Source organism: Bacillus cereus group sp. MYBK79-1, assembly GCF_051915365.1.
GTDB lineage: Bacteria > Bacillota > Bacilli > Bacillales > Bacillaceae_G > Bacillus_A.
This window is the reverse complement of record NZ_JBQAEO010000011.1, coordinates 60,094-81,086: the sequence shown is the minus strand read 5'-3', so window position 1 is coordinate 81,086 and position 20,993 is coordinate 60,094. Positions and strand designations below refer to the sequence as shown.

The following is a 20,993-nucleotide window of genomic DNA, read 5'->3' as shown; positions in this document are numbered from 1 at the left end:
TATTTTTCTTTCATTCAATTTAAAAAACTTTAAAACCTAGTTGATTTATACGATTAATATGTATTATAATGAAACAAATTTAATTATTGCTGATTGGAAAAACCAAAGGCACTTTTCTCATATGGGAAAAGTGCCTTTTTCATTTATTATTACAGGGGGATTATTTATGCAGAAATTAATTGTCTTTGCTATCATTGGATTTTTCGCTCAATTGATTGATGGGGCACTTGGAATGGCGTATGGGGTAACATCTACCTCGCTATTACTAATGTTTGGTATCGCACCAGCTGTAGCTTCCGCATCTGTTCATTTAGCTGAAGTTGTTACAACTGCCGCTTCTGGTGCATCACACATCAAATTTGGAAACGTCGATAAATATACCGTTTCCAGGCTTACATTACCAGGAGCAATAGGCGCATTTATTGGGGCATGTTTTTTAAGCAATTTACCTGGTGATGTAATTAAACCGTACATTTCCGTATTTTTATTTACTTTAGGGGTTTATATTTTATTACGATTCCTTATTCAAAAACAAATTGTCACTTCAAAAAAACGTATGTCTGCTAAACAGCTTGTTCCGCTTGGCTTATTCGCTGGATTCGTTGATTCAACTGGTGGCGGTGGCTGGGGTCCGATTACAACACCTGTGCTTTTGGCACGAGGAAATGAAGCTAGAAAAGTTATCGGATCTGTAGATACGAGTGAGTTTCCTGTTTCACTCGCTGCAACAATTGGATTTTTCATTTCACTTGGCTGGGAACAAGTAAGTTGGGTTTGGGTATTTTCTCTCATGCTCGGTGGTATCGTTGCGGCACCAATCGCTGCATGGCTAGTACGCATCGTTCCAGCACATTTACTTGGCGTATTAGTTGGTGGCCTTATTATCTTTACAAACATTCGTACACTGCTCACTACATTTAAAGTGGATCCAACTATTATTTCCCTTTCTTACGTGGCAGTTGGTCTTGTCGTTATTATTTCTATTTTCATTGCTGTTCGCAATCATTCCAATCGTTCTAACGCACCGACAGCTGGATATCCGAATGATCAAAAACAAATGCTACCATAACGATAAAAATACCGTCCGATATACTTCGAGCGGTATTTTTTATTTTTCTATTTTCCAATTAATCATCGTTTCTGTAGTGCCAATTCTCTTCATATGTAATTTCTCTAATACACGAATCGAACTATTATTTTTAGGGAGTGTCTCCGCAATAATCCTTTCTACCTCTCCTGTTTGAAAAGCCCAATTTATTAATTCTCTTACAGCTTCTGTCGCATATCCTTTATTCCAATATTTCTCAATAAATCCGTAACCAATTTCTACTGTATGTTCTTCATTTGGTTTCCCTTTAAACCCTATATCACCTAGAATGATGTCATCTTCTTTTCGAATGACATACCACGCCCCCCAAGGTAATAAAGCCTTATCTTTTTTTACATTTTCTACATGCCCTACAATATGTGGACCACTGTCATATCCTTGATCGCTAGCAACTTGCATAGTCTCTTCTGTACACGGCACTATATACAGTCTTTCTGTTTCTAATTTCATATTGATTTCCCCTTTTCAATTAAACAATACTTCAATTTTACCAAAAATAAAAAGAATATTCATTCTATTCGTTGGATTTATACTTATTCTTTGAAACGAATGTAAGGAATAATTCTCTTTTGATAGTTATGTCGAATTATATTTTCAGAATTTTCTTTTATTTTTAAAGGGTTTTTTATTATTTTTTGCGAAACATTTGTATAACAATTTCTTTCTTTATTTTTTGTTACATAACAGTAGGTTCAGGTGGAGTTTTGCAAGCGTTTCCTATACAATAACCGATATTTTTTGACTTTTCCTAACAAAATATCTTGCAATATATTCAGAAAGTCATTACAATTGCCATATATTAAAAATCTTAGCAATATATCAAATCCTCATCTATCCGATGAGGTAGAGGTTGCGACTTTTAAAAGTAACACGGGCGAGACACAGAGAATGTCACTGACTCCGTTTGAAAGGAAAAGTTGCCGAAGTTTATATTTCATCTCTGGAAATATGAGCTGGGGCTGTCTCCGAAAGGAACAGAACTGTCACGTTTACAAAATTACCGTGTAAGCGTGGGGTGCTATCTTAACGGAAGGGTATGATGGGGTGGTTATTTGTGAAACGTTCCGCCAAATTCCTTTGGCGGCTTTTTGTATTTTTCTCCCCCGTTCCTTCCTATCTTACAAGAAAAGGAGTGTTGAACATGAATAGCGCAACGAATCAAACTACCTCTGAAACGCAAACTACAAAAGGAAAAGGTGAACTAAAACGTAGTTTAAAATCAAGACACCTTACGATGATTTCTCTCGGTGGTACAATTGGTACTGGACTATTTCTTGCCAGCGGTGGTGTCATCCATTCAGCTGGTCCTGGCGGTGCACTAGTCGCATACGCCGCAATTGGAATTATGGTTTATTTCTTAATGACAAGCTTAGCTGAACTCGCAGCTTACATGCCTGTCACTGGATCTTTTAGCACGTATGCAACAAAATTTGTTGATCCATCCCTTGGCTTTGCACTTGGATGGAACTATTGGTATAACTGGGCCATTACAATTGCTGCTGAACTAGCTGCTGTAACATTAATTATGAAATTTTGGTTCCCAGATACCCCTTCCCTCATTTGGAGCGGATTATGTTTAGCTATTATTTTCCTTTTAAACTATTTATCTGTTAAAGGGTTTGGTGAATCTGAATATTGGTTTGCACTTATTAAAGTAGTTACTATTATTATCTTTTTAATTGTCGGCTTTATGATGATTTTCGGAATTATGGGCGGCGAAACTGTTGGCTTTAAAAACTTCACTGTTGCAGATGCACCATTTAATGGCGGCATTATGGCAATTATCGGTGTATTTATGGCTGCTGGGTTCTCCTTCCAAGGAACTGAATTATTAGGTGTAGCTGCTGGTGAAACTGCTGATCCAGAGCGTAATATTCCAAAAGCAATTCGTTCGATCTTTTGGCGTATTCTTTTATTCTATATCCTTGCGATTCTCGTTATCGGTTTATTAATTCCTTATACGACTGAAAGCCTTGCCGCAAGCGATGTAACAGTAAGTCCATTTACACTTATTTTTGAAAAAGCGGGCGTTGCCTTTGCTGCTTCCGTTATGAACGCTGTTATTTTAACGGCAGTACTGTCTGCTGGTAACTCTGGTATGTATGCATCAACTCGTATGCTTTGGGATTTAGCTCGCCAAGGAAAAGCACCGAAGTTTCTTGGTAAATTAGATAGCCGCGGTGTACCTGTTAACGCATTAATCGTAACGTCAATTGTCGGTAGTATCGCTTTCATTGCTTCTTTATTCGGTGACGGCGTTGTATACATTTGGTTATTAAACGCATCTGGAATGTCTGGCTTTATCGCATGGGTCGGAATCGCAATTAGTCATTACCGTTTCCGTAAAGCATATATCGCACAAGGAAAAGATTTAAAAGACTTACCATATAGAGCAAAATGGTTCCCATTCGGTCCAATCTTTGCATTTGCACTTTGCGTCATCGTAATTTTAGGACAAAACTACGGCGCATTTATGGGTGAAGCAATCGACTGGAACGGCGTACTCGTTTCTTACATCGGTTTACCACTCTTCTTAGTACTATGGTTAGGATATAAATTTACAAAGAAAACAAAAGTGATTCCACTCGATAAATGTGAATTGAAATAAAGTAGAACGAGCAAACAAATTTGTTTGCTCGTTTTTTTATTCAAATGCTTCTCCCTTCCCTATTGCTCCTGTTTTTGCAATAATAAAGGAAATATACATAAAGGTTGGGATACCATGAACATTCGCATTACTGATGAAGCAAAAGCAGCTATACATAGATTAGAGCGCGAAGACAAAAAGATCATTCGCATTAGGGGGACAATGACAAACTCTTGTAGCATTTTCGTTGATGTGGATTTAATTTTGGATACATATGATGCAAATGATGTTGTATATGATGATGCTGATTTTATCATACAAATGGATTTATTTACGAAAGACTACACTGGTAATACGGTGAAACTTGATTATAAGACGACAGGTTTTAGTATTACAACTCCGAGCGAGACTTTGGTTTACGGGTTGTCGATTAAAAAATAAAAATTGTTTTCAACTGACAATTGGGGTGAAAAAATGGGTAAATATGTTCCGTTAAAATTTTTATTTAATGAAGAATTAGCAGAAAGTATGGCTGATTCTATTTGTAAACACGATCCTACTTTCTCTAAAAGGTTGTTTGTAGATTCTGTAACATGTAAAGTTGAAAATTTAGAATTAAAGCAACGTATAGAAGTAATAGCAGATGAATTACATACTGCATTACAAAAGGATTTTAATGAAGCAATACATATTTTACTGAAAACATTGGGACCAGAAAATACAACAGAAGTAGGCACATTTACAAACGGATATATGTACATGCCTATTGCAAAATACGTTGAAAAATATGGACTTAACAATTTTGAAACCTCATGTAACGCCATGTATGAAATAACAAAAAGGAATACTGCTGAATATGCCATTCGTCCTTTTCTTGAGACATACCATGAAGACACACTACACATATTACAACAGTGGATTCATGACGAAAACAGCCACATTAGGAGATTAGTTTCCGAAGGTACAAGACCAAGACTTCCTTGGGCTAAAAAAATGGGAGCTCTAAAAGGTGATTTCAGAAATAATTTAAAGCTTCTGGAGCCATTAATGAATGACCCTTCTAAGTATGTTCAAAAATCTGTAGCCAATCACATTAATGATATTACGAAAGAAGATAATGAACTCGTTTTTAAATGGTTACGAGAATTGCTCAATAATAACCATCCTGTTAACCCTTGGATTATGAAACATGGGTTAAGAACGATGATAAAAAATGGCACTTTACCAAAAGATTTTTGTTTTTAAGTATTTTAAACAAAAACGCTTATGCTTCAAAAATGAAGTATAAGCGTTTTTTCTCTTTAAAACACTATCCCTGCCTTAATATATTTTGAAACATTTCTGGCTTACTTTGTTCAAAGCTTTCTATTAATTCTTTCCCAAATATCGTTATACTCTTCTCCCAAGGGTGGCCTAAATACCCCCACTTAAAGTCCTTCTGAATAAAGAAGTAGTAATCTCCATTCGGAAATACTGGTATAATCCACTCATCAAATTCATTTCTTTCAAACTCTAAATGTGGATTCACCCAATAACACTCATGTTGCCAATCCAATGCCATGATATATTCATTCGATGCTGTAATTTCTTGAAAAGCTTGTAGCGCTTTACTTTCCAGATCATCATATACATTTAACTGTACCGACTCTCCAAAGTAATGAGAAATATCATATGTCACAAAAGGACTTGGCACCTTAAATGATGGGAATATAGAACCACTTGGTGAAAACTCAAAATCACTATATACCCTATCCCATATTTGGTCGTACTCTTTGTCTGTAAACTCCATCCAATTTTTCATTAAACAACTGCCTTTCCTTATCATTTCGAAGGATTTCTACTCGATTATCCCGAATATATAAATAACCATTCTCACAAGGAGCGAATTTATTTGAATTTATTTGAACATGAAACGTAAAACCGTTCCACTTTAATAAGAGGTCCTCCTTTTTTCTTTTCTCATCATATCATTTACTTACAAAATAGGAGGGTACAATTATGAAACGTGATCCATTATTTTTAACTTTATTAAAAAGTGCTAATACAAATTTTAGCGGTTGGGATTTCTCTTTCATTTCAGAAACGGGTCGAATGAAGAGTGAGCCTTTATCGTGGTCGTACGGCAGCACCGCTTTCCAGCTTATGCAGCATGCAGAATCAATGGTAGATATGGGTACTGGCGGCGGAGAGTTTTTATCTATGTTACAACCGTTCCCGTCAACTATTTATGCTACTGAGGGCTATGCTCCGAATGTACCAATTGCTCGGAAGAAATTAGAAGCTTTAGGGGTTACAGTTGTAGAAGTGACCGATGATACTGCTTTACCATTTCAAGATGGTCAGTTTGATTTAATCATAAATCAACATGAATCATATGCTGCTTCTGAAGTAAAAAGAATACTTTCTACAAATGGAACATTTCTTACCCAACAAGTTGGCGGCCTTGATTGCGCGGAACTTAATGAGCAGTTTAACGCACCGCTAAATAGCGAATTTGCAAGTTGGTCGCTCGAAGCAGCATGCATTGAATTAAAGCAAAATGGATTTACTATTTTAGAAGAAAAAGAAGAGTTCCCTTTTCAACGCTTTTACGACATTGGCGCTATCGTCTATTATTTAAAAGCGATTCCGTGGCAAATCCCTGATTTTACTGTCGAAGGTTACTATGAGGAATTATATCGTATACATGAAATCATCTTACAAAAAGGATATTTTGATGTGAAGCAACATCGTTTTATGATTAAGGTGATTCGCAGTTAATCATGGAGCATATGGAAATAAAAAAGAGATGGATCTACCATCTCTTTTCCCCGTTTATTTTTAAAAATTTTGTGGTGGCTTCTAGATTGTTACGTACGTTCACGTCTTGCAATCGCATCAGCTAATGCGATAAATTGCTCATACGTTATCTTTCCTGTTACCTTCGCTTTAATAATCTTTTCCATTTCTTTTGTAATAATCCTACCCTCTATCGCTAGACTTGCTTTAGCTTCTTCGATAGCTTCATTTAGTTCTTCCTCACTTTTGAATGCCATAATTTAAGTTATCTCCTTCACATCGTTTTATTTACTCTTTCAATATGAGAAAAGTAATACCCCTTTTCATCCTTTGCGTTACTCATCATACTTTGGCCATCTATTTTACTAATCTCATTTCCTTTCTTATCATATGCATATATGTAACCACCGTCTTTCATTGCATTTAATCCAAAAGGTTATTTAAAGAAGATAAATTGAAACTTTAATAAGTGGGGTTTTGTATAACCCCACTTATTCTATGATCTTCATTTTTGAAAAAGGATAATATACAAATTCCACTTTGCCTATTATATTATCTTCTGCAATATACCCTAAGCCATTTCGACTATCTCTACTAAGTTCACGATTGTCTCCCATTACAAATAACTTATTTGGCGGGATTTTTGTCTTTTGAAAATTATAAAACACTTGCGTATTATTGAATAAATCTTTATTTGTATACGGTTCTTCTTGCTTTTTATCATTCACATATACTGATCCATTCGTTATGTTAATTACGTCACCAGGAAGTCCTATTACTCGTTTCACATAATATTTCGACTCATCCTCTTCCTTTATTATGACAATTTCTCCGTGCTCTAAATTAGAAAAATGTACTGCTGCTTTATTTACAAATACGTAGTCTTCTTCATATAAAGTCGGTTGCATCGATTTCCCTTCCACTTTACATAAAGTAAAAGAATGATAGGCTACTACCAAAACAAAAACAAAGAGTATGTATTTTCCCCATCCTCTTTTAATCTCCTCTTTCATATCCATTCCCACCTTATTTAAACGCTTTTTAACTCAAAAAATATATCACTGCACAATATGTCTCCATGCAGTGATACTATTTTTACTGGGTCTTGTTCGGTTGTTCTACTGGGACTGGATTTCCACCGGCTCTTTTCACTTTCAATTCAAAATACGCATCCAAAATCTCTTTACCAATCGCGGAATTAATTCCTGATTTGTCATCATTCACCCAAGGTACAACAACTGAAAAAGCTACTTCCGGATCAGCATCATATGGTGCATAACCGGCAAGAGTTAAATTATAACATTTTTTTCGGTTATAGTTTTCATCTCTTCCAATATCACTTTCTCCACCATATACAGTTTCAGCTGTTCCTGTTTTTCCAGCTGGTTTATACGGTAATCCTTTAAACGTTCCAGTACCTGTCCCGTCAGTCTCTTGAAAAACTCTTCTAAACCCTTCTTTTACATGATTTATGTATGAAGTGTCCATATCCACTCGATTTAATATAACTGGTTCAATAGACCTAACAACTTTTCCAATATCCTCTGGTTTATGTGGTTGCTCTCTCACTTCTTGTACAATTTGTGGTTTCATTCGGTAACCGCCGTTTGCAATTGTTGACATATATTGAGCAAGTTGAAGCGGCGTATATGTATCATACTGTCCAATCGCGTAATCAAGTAAAAAACCAGGTATGTCATCCGTTCTACCCATTTGACCAATCGATTCATTCGGCAAATCAATACCAGTCGGTACACCTAATCCGAACTGTCTAAAGTAGTAGCGCATTTTATTAAATGTCTCTTTTTTAATATCTAGTGGATTGTTTGGCACATAATTTATACCTGCCATTTTTAATGCTGTATTAAACATATAGACGTTTGATGAAACTTGTAAAGCTCTTAAATCATCAATATCTCCAAAGTCTTTCCACGATTTCTTTGGCTTAGTACTTCCTTTAAAATACATTGGTGCATCGAAGAAATGCGTATACGGCTTAATTGTTTCAGTTTGATATCCGGCTAATAACGTAGCCCCTTTCACAGTTGATCCTAACTCATAAGAACTTGTCATCGTTCCTAAAGCAAAGTCTTCTATTTGCATACCACCATCTTTATTTACAATTTTCTTTCCAGCCATTGATAAAATTTGTCCATTTTTCGGGTTCATCATTACAACGAACGCTCGATCCATCATCGGCTCTGCAGAATGAAATGCTCGTAAATTCTTTTCAAGACTTTCCTCTACTTTTTTCTGTAACTCCATATCAACTGTTAACATTAAGTTGTTACCACTTTTTCCTTCGGTCACTTTTTCAGTTCGAATAATATTTCCTGCTTTATCCGTAATATTTTTCGACTGTTCTTTCGTTCCATGTAAGGCATCTTCGTATTGTTTTTCGATGTAACTCTTACCAATGCGATCATTTCGGTTATAATCACGCACTAAATAATAATCTAACTGTTCTCTTGGCAAACCCTCATTTTCAGTAGAAACGCTACCAAGGATTGAGCGAAGTATTTTATCATTTGGGTATTCACGTTCCCAATCCACTGTCGTATCCACTCCTGGCAAACTTGCCAATCTTTCACTTACGACTGCGTATTCATTTTGACTTACATCTTTTTTAACGATTTGCGGCGTCATTTTATATCCCGCATTCATCCTACTTTTAATTGCTAGTACTTCTAAATCCTCTTTTGAAAGTTCACTTAATTCTTCTTGCGTAATTCTTTCCCTACGTAACTCTTCTACTTTTTTATCTAATTCTTTCCCTTCTATCTCTTGCTTCCTAAATGTATTCTCATCTTCTTTTGTCACTTTTGCTGCTGCTTGTTTTTCATTTAACTGCATCCAAAAATCTTTCTTATCTGTTTCCGTTAACTTAGCTATATCTTCTGGCGACATTTCTATTAGCTGAGCTAACTGTCTCGCTACTTGTAAAACTTCTTTCGAATCTACTCCTTTCATTTTCGTATATGTAACGGTTCGTAGTGGTTTGTTATTTACAATCACTTGACCTTGCCGATCAAACATTTTCCCTCTAGGGACAGGCGTGCTTACCGTTACATCTTCCTTTTTGTTCACTTCATTTCTATACGTTTCTCCATCAATGATTTGTACTTTACCTAATTGAATTATAATAGCTGAAAATAAAAGAAAGACAATAAAAAATAGTACATTTAATCGAAATGGAATATGAGTCTTTTTCTTTTTCGATTGTTTCTTCTGCTCCTTTTTCTGTCTCATTTCGCTCCCTCGCTTCATTCTATTAACATTTCTACAAAGAACCATTATGTATCAAATTTATTTATATGATATATATAGAATTTTATATTAATTACTAAAGAAATAAAAGATTTAATTTTCAGTATTTTAATTTCACAACCTATTTATTACCATTCCCTTATTAAGGAATAACATGAATTTTCTTCAAACGAAAAAACTGAGGTGTTCTCTTTACACCTCAGTTTTTTCAATAACTTATTTCATTGAAGATAACCCGTCAACAAATTCACCAATCTTATTTTGAAAAACAAAATCAAAGTTATATTCTTGCCTTGTTAACTCTTCATTTACTAAAATTGTCGTTGCCCCTATTTCCCTCTTTGCGATTTGCGGGAATGAAGCGACGGGTTGTACTTTTAATGACGTTCCCATAACGATAAGTACATCTGTTTCATATAAACGTGTTATCGCATTTTGATATTGCGGCAATGTATCTCCGTATAAAACAACGTCTGGATTTAAAATGAAATTACACTTCTGACAGCGAGGCACTTCATGATCAATCATATACTGCAAATCATATCCCTTTTTACACTTCGGACAATGTGCTGTTTGAAGTGTTCCATGTAAATCAATGACATGTTTACTACCACCTAATTGATGTAAGCCGTCAATATTTTGCGTTAAAATCGTAATATCTTTCCCTTGTTCTTCTAGTTCAGCTAAAAAGCGATGCCCACGATTTGGTTTATATTGATGAAACGTATTAATTTGAAAGATTTCCTTATAATGCTTCCAAAATTCTTTCGGACTTCTATTATAATATCCTCTTGATAAATACATCTCCACATTCGCATCAGCATACAATCCATTTGCTGAACGAAAATCTGGAATACCACTTTCCGTACTTGCACCAGCACCTGTTAACACTGTAATTTTCTTCGCTTTTTCTAAAATTGAACGCACTTCTTCAAATTGTTGCACAAAAATCACCTCTATGTATATTGCTATACTTATTATACCAGTTGTTTACAGGAGGTGTTGTACGATTCGTTTTCTTTAATGCGTCGTACCCCCAATTTCAACAATATCCACCTCAACTGTCGTCGTTACCTCAATCGCCAATTCTATCCCTTTACGAATAGTAGAAAGTGACATACTTGGTTGACCTGGATAGTTACTCGCTTGTTCTGGTAAAAACGGAATATGAACAAATCCGCCTTTTATTTTCTTATCCTGTTTCTCTAGTTCATGCATGAGACCGTAGAATAAGTGATTACAAACGAATGTACCTGCTGTTTGTGAAACGGAAGCTGGTATGCCTTCTACTTGTAGTTTTTTTACAATTGCTTTCATCGGAAGTGTAGACCAATAGGCAGCCGGCCCTTCTTCCACAACCGGTACATCTACCGGCTGATTCTCTTCATTGTCAGCAATTCTTGCATCATCGATATTAATTGCGACACGCTCTATCGTAATATCTGGTCTGCCCCCAGCTTGTCCAATACATATAATCATTTCAGGGTTTAGTTCTTCTATATACTCTTTTAATACTTTTATTGATTTATGAAATACCGTTGGGACTTGTTTACTAATAATCTTGTATTCTCCGATTGTTTTTTCATGCAAACTTTTTGCGACTTCCCAAGCTGGGTTGATGCTTTCTCCGCCGAACGGATCGAACCCTGTTAGTAATACTGTTTTCATAGTTTTCCCTCCTAATTAGAAACGATATACAAGGCCGTACATAATAAACATATTTATGATAAAGATTGAAAGAGCAATTGGTACTTGTGCTTTAATGACTGCATTTTTATCTTTTAGCTCTAAAAGCATTGCCGGAACGATATTAAAGTTTGCTGCCATTGGCGTAATGAGCGTTCCGCAATATCCAGCAAACATACCGAGCGCTGCCATAATCGCTGGATTCCCGCCGTGCATTTGAACAATTAAAGGTAAGCCAATTCCGCCAGTAATAACGGCAAATGCTGCGAATGCATTTCCCATTACGACTGTGAAGAGCATCATACCTAAACAATACGCCATAACAGCAACGAACGGATACTCTGTCGGTAATACTTGGCCGACTAAATCAGAAACAACTTGTCCAACGCCAGATTTTGCGAAAATACCACCAAGTGCTGCTAACATCTGTGGTAAAATAACAGCCCAGCCGACAGCTTGTAATAGTCTGCTACCTTCTTGAACAGGCGTTGTTATTTTCGATTTTGTAATACGCATCGCTGCAACGAATGCAAGTAATGCCCCTAGTGCTAATGCTACTAGCGTTACTTTATCTGGATCAACAAGAGATATATTCCCCCATTTGATTTTCCCTAACGTTAACGTACCGATAATTGTAAAAATAGGTATTAAAAGTGCAGGCATAAAAATTTTATTTTTTAATTTCTCAGCATGTTTCACACGTTCTTGTACTGGTACTTCTTTCTCCTCTGATTTTGTTACTTTGTTTAATGAAGCTAACACGACCATTGCGAGCACGATACAGCCAACGTAAAACGAAGAAATTACATTTCCGAATAAAAACGTAACTGCAAATAGCGCCCAAAATAAGCTAGAACCCCATCGATTTGGATGTTCACGATCAAATGCAATACGAACAGCGATAAAGGCAACGATTATACCTAATACGTAATAAATTGTATCCATTGTGATAATGTTCATTTTATATTGCCTCCTTCTCTTCTTTTTCTTTTGATGTCATCGTTTTCTCTATATATTTATCAAATCTTCTAAATCTAATCCAGCTTACAATAAGCGCCGCTATTGCCGTTGGAATACCCCAAAGTGCCATATCCCATACACCGACATGCATACCTACTGAATCGAAGAATCCTTTCATTAATAAAATAGCTCCAGTGGCGATAAATATATCCTCTCCGAAAAACCATGCTGTATTTTCCGCAGCTGCTGCGTTTGCTTTAATCTTTTCTCTTAACTTTTCAGGTAACTTACCATATTTACCTTGTGCAGCCCCTTCTGCCATCGGTGCAACGAGCGGTCTTACTGTTTGTGCATGACCACCAATATTCAGTCCAAGTGCTGCTGATGATTCTCTTATCGTAAAATATGACATTAATACTCTTCCAGTTGTTGCGCCTTTTGATTTCGTTATAAGTGCTTCTGCTCTTTCTTTTAAACCGTAACGCTCTAAAATTCCGATTACCGGTAAAGTTAGTATAATCGGCATAGACATATATCTATTTTCTATGAAAAATTTACCGAACATGCTGATCACATCATAAAAGCTTAATCCTGAAACCATACCAGTAACAATACCTGCTACCATAACTACTAAAAGTGTATTTAATCTAAATAAAAAGCCCACTGCAACAAGTAATATCCCGATTAATTTAATCATTCCAGCACTTCCCCTATTTTTTATTTCGGTGCACAAATAGAAATGTCATTAAGTTCGAATGTTCTGTATATTTTTCCCGCAAATTGCACTGCTTTCTCTCCATCACCATGCAAACAAATGGTTTGTGCGTGAACTACTACTTTCTCTCCGCTCACCGCGTTTACATACCCTTCTTTCACCATTTGTAGCACTTGCTTTATCGCTTCGTCTTCATTTTTTATGAGTGCATTTTCTTCTGTCCGGCTCGTCAACGTTCCATCTTGCTTATACGTTCGATCAGCAAAAGCCTCTTGTACGAGAGTGATATTGTATTTTTCCGCAGCCTGTATAAACGCCTCACTATTTGCTAATCCGTAAAGTAATAGATTTGAATTACTATCATAAATTGCCTTTGCAATTGCATCTGCAATTGCAGGATTAGTCGCCGCCATATTATATAGAGCCCCGTGTGGTTTCACATGATGCATCATCCCGCCAGCTGCTTTCACAAAAGCGTCTAATGCACCAATTTGATACAATACATAATCGTATACTTCACTTGCCGAAACGTTCATATTTCTTCTTCCAAATCCAATTAAATCAGGAAAACCAGGATGTGCTCCTATTGCTACGTTGTGCTGCAGTGCCTTTTCAACCGTTTTCCTCATTACAACTGGATCACCCGCATGAAAACCGCAAGCAACGTTTATAGAGGAAACGAACGGAAGAATTTCATCATCATTCCCCATTTTATAAGCTCCAAAACTTTCTCCTAAATCACAGTTTAAATCGATTGTCGTCACGATTTCCCCCTCCTATTGTCAGCTTCGTAAAGCGATGAATTTCTTTAATAGATTCATATTTACTTCTTGTTCTATGTACAATTGTTCCGCTTCTTCCAGCGTAATTTTCTCAAATGAAACATAGTCCCCTGGTTTTAGCTGGGCAAGAAGAGGTAAATCTACTGAAATGATATTTCCCATTCTCGGATAGCCACCTGTCGTTTGCCTATCTGCCATTAATATAATCGGCTGTCCACCGTTTGGCACTTGAATGGTTCCAAATGTAACGGGACTCGATAAAATCTCTTTTTCTTCCACTCTATTTAAAACTTCTCCCTCAACCCTATAACCCATACGGTCAGCGTAATTAGATACTTTATACTCTTTCGTAAAAAATGCCTTTCTACTTTCTTCTGTAAATTGATCATATTCAAAATTAGTTATGACACGCAGCTTAGGATATTTCTTATACTTTGGTAGTACACTGCTGCTAATTGCCCAGTTTGTTTTGATTTGCTCTCTCTTTTGTAAGTCTTGAATGAAACGACTCACTATTTCAGTGTGCGTACCAATTTGAAAATAATCTCCTTTTTTCAGCATCCTTCCTTCAATACCACCAATCGCAGCACGTATGTAAGTACTTTTACTTCCCATTGTACGATCAATATGTATACCACCCGCAAAAGTCACATACGCTCTGCAACCGCTTTTCACTTTTCCAAAGCAAAGCATGCTACCTTCTTTCGCTAAAATAGGACGCCATAATGGAATACGCTCCCCATTCAGTAACGGTTCCGTATTTGCTCCGCCAATCGCAAGTAAAGTCGTTTTCTTTATTAACAATTTAGGCCCCATAATCGTCATTTCGAGTCCTGCTTCATTCTCTTCATTACCGACTAACATATTGATCATCCGAAGTGCACTTTGATCCATTGCCCCGCCAACAGGTACACCGTATTGTTGATAGTGAAATCGCCCTAAATCTTGGACTGTTGTAAACATCCCTGCATGTAAAACCTCTACATCCATTCTTTAGCCCCCTCAAGTGATACGTACTCTTCCTTCGTTATTGGGATAAATCGTAAGTACATACCGCTTTGAATATATGTTGGTGTTTCTTCTTCTGGATTAAATAAAGAGATTGGTGTTCGGCCGATAATATTCCATCCACCCGGTGTTTCAAGCGGATATATACCTGTTTGATTCCCGCCAATACCTACCGAACCAGGAGGTATTTGTAACCGTGGTGTTTCTTTTCTAGGTGTTTCTAGTTCTTTTGATAGCCCTCCTAAATACGGGAACCCTGGTGTAAAACCTAACATATACACAAAATATGTTGTTTCACTATGTATACGAATGACATCTTCAGCTCGTAATCCTCTAGAATGTGCGACCTCTTCTAAATCAGGTCCATATTCTCCACCGTAGCAAACAGGTATAGAAATATGTTTCACATCTTGATTCACTTTTTCTTTATATGAATTACAAAGCTCCTGTATATACCAGCAAACGTAATGATATGATCCTTCACTTCTCTCATTTCGCTTCCACACTTCGTAAACATTGTAGTAGACCGCTAACGAAGTGAAAGACGGCACACATTCAACCATTCCTGTAAATGGATGCCGCCTCAACGCTTGAAACAATCGCTGCACTTTTTCGTATGTCTTCATTCCCATTTCTTCACCAAATGTAACAATAATTGCTTGATCCCCTAACGCAGAAAATTTCATCCCACTCCCTCTTTCTATGCCAAAAAGCCGAGTTCTTTCGAAATGCGATGTGCCGTTTCTTTCACTTTCGCAATAAAATATGCAATATTACTTTCGTTATACTCAATAGCTAATCCCGAAATACTAATACCTGCTATAACCGTTCCATCGCTTGCGAAAATGGGCGCTGCTATAGCGGCTGTATGATTTTCTAACTCAGAGTAGCTAATTGTGTGTCCTTCCTTTCTCGCCATTTGTAACACTTCTAGCAATTGTTCCTTATCCACGATTGTTCCATCTGAAAACTGTTTTAAATCCGTTTTCTCTACGTATTTCCATTGCTCTTCCTCAGAGAAATACGATAGTAAAATTCTCGGACATGCACCCGCATAAAGCGGTGCTCTTCTCCCAACCGCCGTATACACGCGTACAGGCTGAGCACCTTCCATCTTTTCCACATAAATCGCATCATTACCATCTTGAATAATTAAATTAACTGCCTGCCCTAAACTATCTCTAAGCTCTTTCATATAGGGAATCGCAATATTTCTTACGGATAATCTTTGTGAAACAAGTTGACCGAACCGTAAAAAAACGACTCCGAGACGATATTTCCCCTTCTCGTTTTTTTGTAAAAACTCCATTTCTTCTAACGAGCCAATTAAACGATAAACAGATGTTTTTGGCATATTCGTAAGCTGAACCATCTCTGTTAAACTTAACTCTTCATGCTCATAAAACAACTCTAAAATATCCATTGTCTTAACTGCTGTTTTATTTATACTCATTCTATCTCCCTCTTGTTCCGAATTTCGGAACTTAAATTCCGTTTTTCGAAACAAATATATAATTTAAAATTATAAAATATTCTTTCAATTCTTTCAATATTTTTTTAAGCGCATGACCCGATATATTTTGTCCGCTATAAAAAAACACAAATAATATGTGATTTATATAGAATGAAAGGCTCTTGGATGATTGACAGAACTTTAACACGTAAAGAACGAACTATTAGTGAATGTAATTTATATTGGAGTGATTCGCTTCCTGACAGTGAATATAAAATTAACTTTAGAAATCACGACGGTTCAATTTCCAAAGTTCACATTGCTACAAAACTATTAGAATAAAAGTTAAAATAAAAAGTACGGAAGTTTAGATTTGAAATAAAATTTGATCACCTTTCATTAATAACACTGATATAAAATAAAATATAAAGAGCATGTATTGATCAATACATGCTCTTCTCATAGCTATTCAAAGTATTCTTTTTTACATAATTGATGGTTCCTTCGTAGAACTAACAAGTCTATTAGTTACATATTATTTATTTTTCAAAATCGTTCTTTTAGCTTTTTTAATAATTCTACTAGTTGATTTTATGTCAGTATCCTTTGCCCATTCTTCACACAGGTTCATTACCCAATCCGGTTTAGTTTTACTCGCATCATTTAACCAGTTTCCAACCGAATCTTGTACATATTTTGATGGATCTGATTTAAGTAAATTAAGAATGGGAAGTGCTTTTTCAGGTTCTTGTTTTAATATTTCAATGTGTTTACTCCATACACCTCGAGGACGAATAGATTCTACAGAGAACCTGCGAATATTCTCATCTTCACTTTTTGCCCATTCTACTAACAATTCCACACTTTCTTCTATATTCTGTGAAAGATCTTCTCTAATAGACATCCAAGCAATTTCTCGAACACCAAAATGATGATCCGCCGCAAAAGGTCGAATGTACGTTAATGTATCTTTTAATGTGTTATTTGATTTTTTATTCATAAACGCTGCCCAACATCGTACACTATCTGAAATATGATCAGATAATTTTAACAGTATATCTTCCTTGTTTCCTTCATTCTCTTTGCTTATAATTTCATCCAATAAAGTTCCTGTTATTCGTATGACTTTCATTCCCGTTCCAACGTTCTGTTTTTCTAATTCAGCTACTATATATTCCAAGCTATTCTTGAGTCCTATTGAAGGTAAGACATTTTTAAGTAGTTCAATATGATTTATAGCTAGCCATTCTGTTAGATTAACACTCTCTACTTTCCCTTGCTGTAGTAATTGTAAGACCTCTTTAGGAATTTCGTTTACTTTCCTGGCTCCTTTCCTGTTTAAGATAACTTCTGCGTCTTTCATTATCATTTAAATTCCCTCCTTGCAATACTATCTTCAAATAAATAGAGGCCATTTTGAAAAATAATAATCAAAATGACCTCTGTCTTTCTTAAATGAACATTCAGTTTTACAAAAAATGTGATTTAAATCCACCGGAAGAATATTTCTCTCATATTTGTTTTATAACGCTCTTACTTGTTTCAACGGCCAGAAAACAGCTTGTCCTTTTCCGACAATCTCATCTTCTGAAATAAACCCGAACATACGACCGTCTTTAGAAACTTCTCGATTATCTCCTAAAACAAACACTTGGCCTTCTGGCACTTTCGTTTTTCCTGTAATTTGTTCTAACGTAAAGTCTGGAGTTAATACACGGCCTGCTGCTTTTTCTTTAAACTCTTTTAAATATGGTTCTTCCATCGCTTTTCCGTTTACATATAACACATCGTTTTTATACTCCACTGTATCGCCTGGTACACCAATTACTCGTTTTACTAAATCGTATCCTTCTTTACCGTGGAAGACGATAATATCAAAGCGGTCTAATCCACTTATACTATAACCGATCTTATTCACAAGAACTCGTTCGTTATTTTCTAAAGTAGGCATCATCGATTCACCTTGTACTAATGAAGGTGTAAATAAAACACCGCGAATAATAGCAATTAATACAAGAGTAAATCCTATCGTTTTAGCCCATGAGAATAATTCTTTCTTCGTATTTTCCTTCATCGTTTCTCCTCTTTCTTACGTGTTTATTGTATGATTTGAACTAATTCTTGCACTAAATTAAGATCAATTTCAGAAAAACATGATTTCCCTTCTCTTACCGCTGTACCGACATGAGCTTGCGAAATTCCAGTTTCATCTAGCAATTGCTTTATATTTTCTTTCGTCACGCCAGCTCCAGCAACAAGTTGAATTTGACCATCGCTTACCTTTTGCATTTCTGCAAGCACCGGAATATTCTCTACTATATTTCCTTGTCCACCTGAAGTTAAAACGTGAGTCACTTTATGAAATTTCTTTAAAGTTTTCATCGCTTCTACTGGATTTTCTATATCATCTATTGCACGGTGGTACGTTACGTTTATCCCATCTACCACAGATAGTAAATCCACTAATTTCTCTTCATCCACTTCATTTTGTTCGTTTAATACGCCTAATACAACACCCGCTGCACCTAACTTTTGCGCAACGATAATGTCTTCTTTCATCATTTCAATTTCTTCTTCCGTATATGTAAAAGACTTCGCATGCGGACGAATCATAACGTGAATCGGTATATGTACTGCTTCTACCGCTTTTTTAATAAATGCATAGCTCGGCGTTAAACCGCCTTCTGTATAAGATGAAATTAATTCAATTCGCTTCCCGCCAGCTCGTTCAATTCGTTTTACATCTTCTAAACATGTTGCAATAACCTCTAGCATGAGATGACCTCTTTTCGCGCTTTTTTCTTATTATAACATTAGTAAAAATAAGAAACCTAGCTTTCTCCTATAAAACTATAAAAAGAAGAATGAAAAGAAAGATTTTTTTAATTGATAACAATTATCGGCAATGGTATATTTTTCATATATTATACAATAAAAAGGAGAACACGTTATGCTTCTTACAAAAAAACAGTTCATGATTTCTAGTTCATTTATTCTCATCGCATCACTTTGCACAATTACTTTATTAACAAAGCCAAATACACAACTAGATTCCACTCCTTCTAAAGTAGAAGCAAAAGAAACGATCACTCCCTCATCAAGTGAAACAAATGAACTCCAAACATTTCGTTCGTCATCAGTTAATGATACACATACATTCCGTGGGTCAGTTGGTACCGGATTTGACTTTAGTGGTCTTGGTGATCTAAAAGTCACAGTTAAAAATATCGGTACAAATGCATTTACATATGCAATCAAATCACCAGATGAAGAGCCACTAGTAAAACATACAATACAACAAAATGAAAGTAAAACACTTACTTTGCGTTCATTAATTTCCTCTCCTCGGCCAGGAACATATTATTTATCCGCTTATAATGAAGATGGATCTGAGAGTAGCTTTGGACTTGAGGTACAGCCTGAATAACAATAAAAAAGGAGTAATCCCCTAGCACTTCTGACTAGGTATCACTCCTTTTTATTTTAATTATTTTTCTTAGTTACTTCATTATAATAGTGGCTAAACGCTTCTACTAATGCGTCAACGGAAGCGTATAATTCTTCTGGTGTATTATCTACCCCTCCCATTTCAATAAGTAATGCATTTGGAGATAGATCTTGATTATATACTCCGTTTCCGCTTTTACGATCTTTAATAAAAATCCCTCGGCTTAAACCGTAATACTTTTCATCTAAATATGAGTTTATTGCCGTTACTATTTTTTTATTTTTTTCAAAGTTAGGATTTTCTCGTCCTAAAATGAAATAAAGCCGAGCATAATTCTTTCCGCTAATATTTTTTGTTGTAATATTCTTTCGTGCATCATCTCTATGAAGGTCCATTGGAAACATAATATTTTTATCTTGCGCTAATTTATCTTGTAATATTTGACGGGACCCTTTGTAAGATTGGGCCCAATTTAAATTTTTATTTCGCAGAAAATCTCTCATATTTGTCGTATCATGTGAAACCCCTATTCCTTTTTCTTCTAGCTTTTGTTTTAAATAATTTCCAACAAACGTAATATTCACTTCATTATTTGTACTAGAGGCATCATTAGGTTTAGTAGCACCTGGAATGAGAGGAATAAACGCCTCCCAACTATGTGTATGATAAATAAAAACTTTATTTTCACCGTTATTTTGTGTATTTGAATTGTTTTCTTTCTCACTCTTTGGGTGCTCAATAGCAGTACCTTTATCTTTAATATTCTCTAGAGGAATACTGGATTCTTCAGGAATGTTCGTATAATCTGTTCCTTCCCCAGCAATTAATATTTCTGAATAAAATTGATTCATATTTGGAAGTTCCCTGGTTAATAAACTTCGAAGGTCATTTACATTAATATTTGTAGAAAGTGAAAGTAAAAAAGATTCCAAAGACGCCTGTCCTTTTTCTTTATGAAATTCTTCTGCAAAATAACGATTTTCACTTCCTATCATATACATAAGGCCTTTAGTAGAATTCGTTCCTAATAATTGATTCATATAATATGATTTAAATACGCTAGAATTACTAGAAATGAAGAATGAAGTGAGGATACATATAATCGTGAATAAAATACATATCACTACATATCTTACATTTAATACTTTCAGTTTCACTTTATTCATTTTATATCTCCCTTCATTTACTATATTCTTACGCA

The 20,993-nt window shown here is 35.7% G+C and carries 25 protein-coding genes and 1 riboswitch; of the genes, 7 read left to right on the top strand and 18 right to left on the bottom strand.

The features are described from left to right. Positions 1-58: 58 nt before the first annotated feature. A complete protein-coding gene (locus ACTFOB_RS17990) occupies positions 59-1,069 on the top strand; it encodes a sulfite exporter TauE/SafE family protein (protein ID WP_440028046.1) in 1,011 nt (336 codons plus the stop codon). Between the two features lie 39 nt (positions 1,070-1,108). On the opposite strand, the gene ACTFOB_RS17985 is transcribed toward ACTFOB_RS17990, so the two are convergent. After that, positions 1,109-1,558 (bottom strand): GNAT family N-acetyltransferase, encoded by a 450-nt coding sequence (locus ACTFOB_RS17985; protein ID WP_440028048.1) that lies wholly within the window; start codon positions 1,556-1,558, stop codon positions 1,109-1,111. 386 nt (positions 1,559-1,944) lie between these two features. Beyond that, positions 1,945-2,137: riboswitch (Lysine riboswitch) on the top strand. A gap of 112 nt (positions 2,138-2,249) precedes the next feature. On the opposite strand from ACTFOB_RS17985, the gene ACTFOB_RS17980 reads away from it, so the two are divergent. From ACTFOB_RS17980 to ACTFOB_RS17970, 3 genes are all read left to right on the top strand, one after another. Next, positions 2,250-3,716, top strand: a complete 1,467-nt coding sequence (locus ACTFOB_RS17980) for an amino acid permease (RefSeq protein ID WP_262742529.1) — start codon at positions 2,250-2,252, stop codon at positions 3,714-3,716. A gap of 114 nt (positions 3,717-3,830) precedes the next feature. Next, positions 3,831-4,136 (top strand): iron-sulfur cluster biosynthesis family protein, encoded by a 306-nt coding sequence (locus ACTFOB_RS17975; protein WP_440028052.1) that lies wholly within the window; start codon positions 3,831-3,833, stop codon positions 4,134-4,136. A gap of 33 nt (positions 4,137-4,169) precedes the next feature. Continuing rightward, on the top strand, positions 4,170-4,940 hold the full coding sequence (locus ACTFOB_RS17970) for a DNA alkylation repair protein (RefSeq protein ID WP_440028055.1): 771 nt from the start codon (positions 4,170-4,172) through the stop codon (positions 4,938-4,940). Positions 4,941-5,004: 64 nt separating this feature from the next. Here the strand turns inward: ACTFOB_RS17970 and ACTFOB_RS17965 are convergent, their stop codons facing one another. After that, positions 5,005-5,496 (bottom strand): DUF2716 domain-containing protein, encoded by a 492-nt coding sequence (locus ACTFOB_RS17965; RefSeq protein WP_440028058.1) that lies wholly within the window; start codon positions 5,494-5,496, stop codon positions 5,005-5,007. 197 nt (positions 5,497-5,693) lie between these two features. Between ACTFOB_RS17965 and ACTFOB_RS17960 the strand changes: the two genes are divergently transcribed. After that, on the top strand, positions 5,694-6,455 hold the full coding sequence (locus ACTFOB_RS17960; protein ID WP_440028060.1) for a class I SAM-dependent methyltransferase: 762 nt from the start codon (positions 5,694-5,696) through the stop codon (positions 6,453-6,455). An 89-nt stretch (positions 6,456-6,544) separates the two neighbouring features. Here the strand turns inward: ACTFOB_RS17960 and ACTFOB_RS17955 are convergent, their stop codons facing one another. The 12 genes from ACTFOB_RS17955 to ACTFOB_RS17900 all read right to left on the bottom strand — a co-directional run bounded on the left by ACTFOB_RS17955 (position 6,545) and on the right by ACTFOB_RS17900 (position 16,344). After that, the gene (locus tag ACTFOB_RS17955; RefSeq protein WP_440028063.1) at positions 6,545-6,730 is read right to left on the bottom strand and encodes a hypothetical protein; all 186 of its coding nucleotides are present in this window, start codon (positions 6,728-6,730) and stop codon (positions 6,545-6,547) included. A 17-nt stretch (positions 6,731-6,747) separates the two neighbouring features. Beyond that, on the bottom strand, positions 6,748-6,891 hold the full coding sequence (locus ACTFOB_RS17950) for a hypothetical protein (protein ID WP_440028066.1): 144 nt from the start codon (positions 6,889-6,891) through the stop codon (positions 6,748-6,750). Between the two features lie 73 nt (positions 6,892-6,964). Beyond that, complete coding sequence (lepB, locus tag ACTFOB_RS17945) at positions 6,965-7,486, bottom strand: signal peptidase I (protein ID WP_440028068.1); 522 nt, start codon at positions 7,484-7,486, stop codon at positions 6,965-6,967. An 82-nt stretch (positions 7,487-7,568) separates the two neighbouring features. Next, positions 7,569-9,722, bottom strand: coding sequence for a peptidoglycan D,D-transpeptidase FtsI family protein (locus ACTFOB_RS17940; RefSeq protein ID WP_440028071.1), 2,154 nt, complete (start codon positions 9,720-9,722; stop codon positions 7,569-7,571). Between the two features lie 234 nt (positions 9,723-9,956). Continuing rightward, positions 9,957-10,685, bottom strand: a complete 729-nt coding sequence (locus tag ACTFOB_RS17935; protein WP_440028074.1) for an NAD-dependent protein deacylase — start codon at positions 10,683-10,685, stop codon at positions 9,957-9,959. Positions 10,686-10,760: 75 nt separating this feature from the next. Beyond that, positions 10,761-11,408, bottom strand: coding sequence for a pyroglutamyl-peptidase I (pcp, locus tag ACTFOB_RS17930; protein ID WP_440028077.1), 648 nt, complete (start codon positions 11,406-11,408; stop codon positions 10,761-10,763). A 15-nt stretch (positions 11,409-11,423) separates the two neighbouring features. After that, positions 11,424-12,386 (bottom strand): DUF979 domain-containing protein, encoded by a 963-nt coding sequence (locus ACTFOB_RS17925; RefSeq protein ID WP_440028080.1) that lies wholly within the window; start codon positions 12,384-12,386, stop codon positions 11,424-11,426. A 1-nt stretch (position 12,387) separates the two neighbouring features. Continuing rightward, positions 12,388-13,083: a DUF969 domain-containing protein gene (locus ACTFOB_RS17920; RefSeq protein WP_440028082.1), complete on the bottom strand. Its 696-nt coding sequence runs from the start codon at positions 13,081-13,083 to the stop codon at positions 12,388-12,390. Positions 13,084-13,103: 20 nt separating this feature from the next. Beyond that, complete coding sequence (gene pxpA / locus ACTFOB_RS17915) at positions 13,104-13,865, bottom strand: 5-oxoprolinase subunit PxpA (RefSeq protein ID WP_440028085.1); 762 nt, start codon at positions 13,863-13,865, stop codon at positions 13,104-13,106. An 18-nt stretch (positions 13,866-13,883) separates the two neighbouring features. Next, the gene (locus tag ACTFOB_RS17910; protein ID WP_440028088.1) at positions 13,884-14,873 is read right to left on the bottom strand and encodes a biotin-dependent carboxyltransferase family protein; all 990 of its coding nucleotides are present in this window, start codon (positions 14,871-14,873) and stop codon (positions 13,884-13,886) included. Next, the gene (pxpB, locus tag ACTFOB_RS17905; protein WP_440028091.1) at positions 14,864-15,577 is read right to left on the bottom strand and encodes a 5-oxoprolinase subunit PxpB; all 714 of its coding nucleotides are present in this window, start codon (positions 15,575-15,577) and stop codon (positions 14,864-14,866) included. The genes ACTFOB_RS17910 and pxpB overlap by 10 nt, the downstream gene beginning before the upstream one ends. A 14-nt stretch (positions 15,578-15,591) precedes the next feature. Continuing rightward, a complete protein-coding gene (locus ACTFOB_RS17900; protein ID WP_440028093.1) occupies positions 15,592-16,344 on the bottom strand; it encodes an IclR family transcriptional regulator in 753 nt (250 codons plus the stop codon). Between the two features lie 186 nt (positions 16,345-16,530). On the opposite strand from ACTFOB_RS17900, the gene ACTFOB_RS17895 reads away from it, so the two are divergent. Next, positions 16,531-16,686, top strand: coding sequence for a hypothetical protein (locus ACTFOB_RS17895; RefSeq protein ID WP_440028096.1), 156 nt, complete (start codon positions 16,531-16,533; stop codon positions 16,684-16,686). Positions 16,687-16,879: 193 nt separating this feature from the next. Here ACTFOB_RS17895 and ACTFOB_RS17890 read toward each other — a convergent pair whose 3' ends face one another. The 3 genes from ACTFOB_RS17890 to ACTFOB_RS17880 form a co-directional block, all read right to left on the bottom strand. Next, complete coding sequence (locus ACTFOB_RS17890) at positions 16,880-17,713, bottom strand: DNA alkylation repair protein (protein ID WP_440028099.1); 834 nt, start codon at positions 17,711-17,713, stop codon at positions 16,880-16,882. Positions 17,714-17,866: 153 nt separating this feature from the next. Beyond that, positions 17,867-18,418: a signal peptidase I gene (gene lepB, locus ACTFOB_RS17885; protein WP_000662492.1), complete on the bottom strand. Its 552-nt coding sequence runs from the start codon at positions 18,416-18,418 to the stop codon at positions 17,867-17,869. A 23-nt stretch (positions 18,419-18,441) separates the two neighbouring features. Further along, entirely contained in the window at positions 18,442-19,119 is a 678-nt protein-coding gene (locus ACTFOB_RS17880) for a copper homeostasis protein CutC (RefSeq protein ID WP_440028102.1), read from the bottom strand. Positions 19,120-19,294: 175 nt separating this feature from the next. Between ACTFOB_RS17880 and ACTFOB_RS17875 the strand changes: the two genes are divergently transcribed. Then, positions 19,295-19,771, top strand: coding sequence for a hypothetical protein (locus ACTFOB_RS17875; RefSeq protein WP_440028104.1), 477 nt, complete (start codon positions 19,295-19,297; stop codon positions 19,769-19,771). 56 nt (positions 19,772-19,827) lie between these two features. Here ACTFOB_RS17875 and ACTFOB_RS17870 read toward each other — a convergent pair whose 3' ends face one another. After that, a complete protein-coding gene (locus tag ACTFOB_RS17870; RefSeq protein WP_440028107.1) occupies positions 19,828-20,958 on the bottom strand; it encodes a stage II sporulation protein P in 1,131 nt (376 codons plus the stop codon). Between the last annotated feature and the right edge of the window lie 35 nt (positions 20,959-20,993).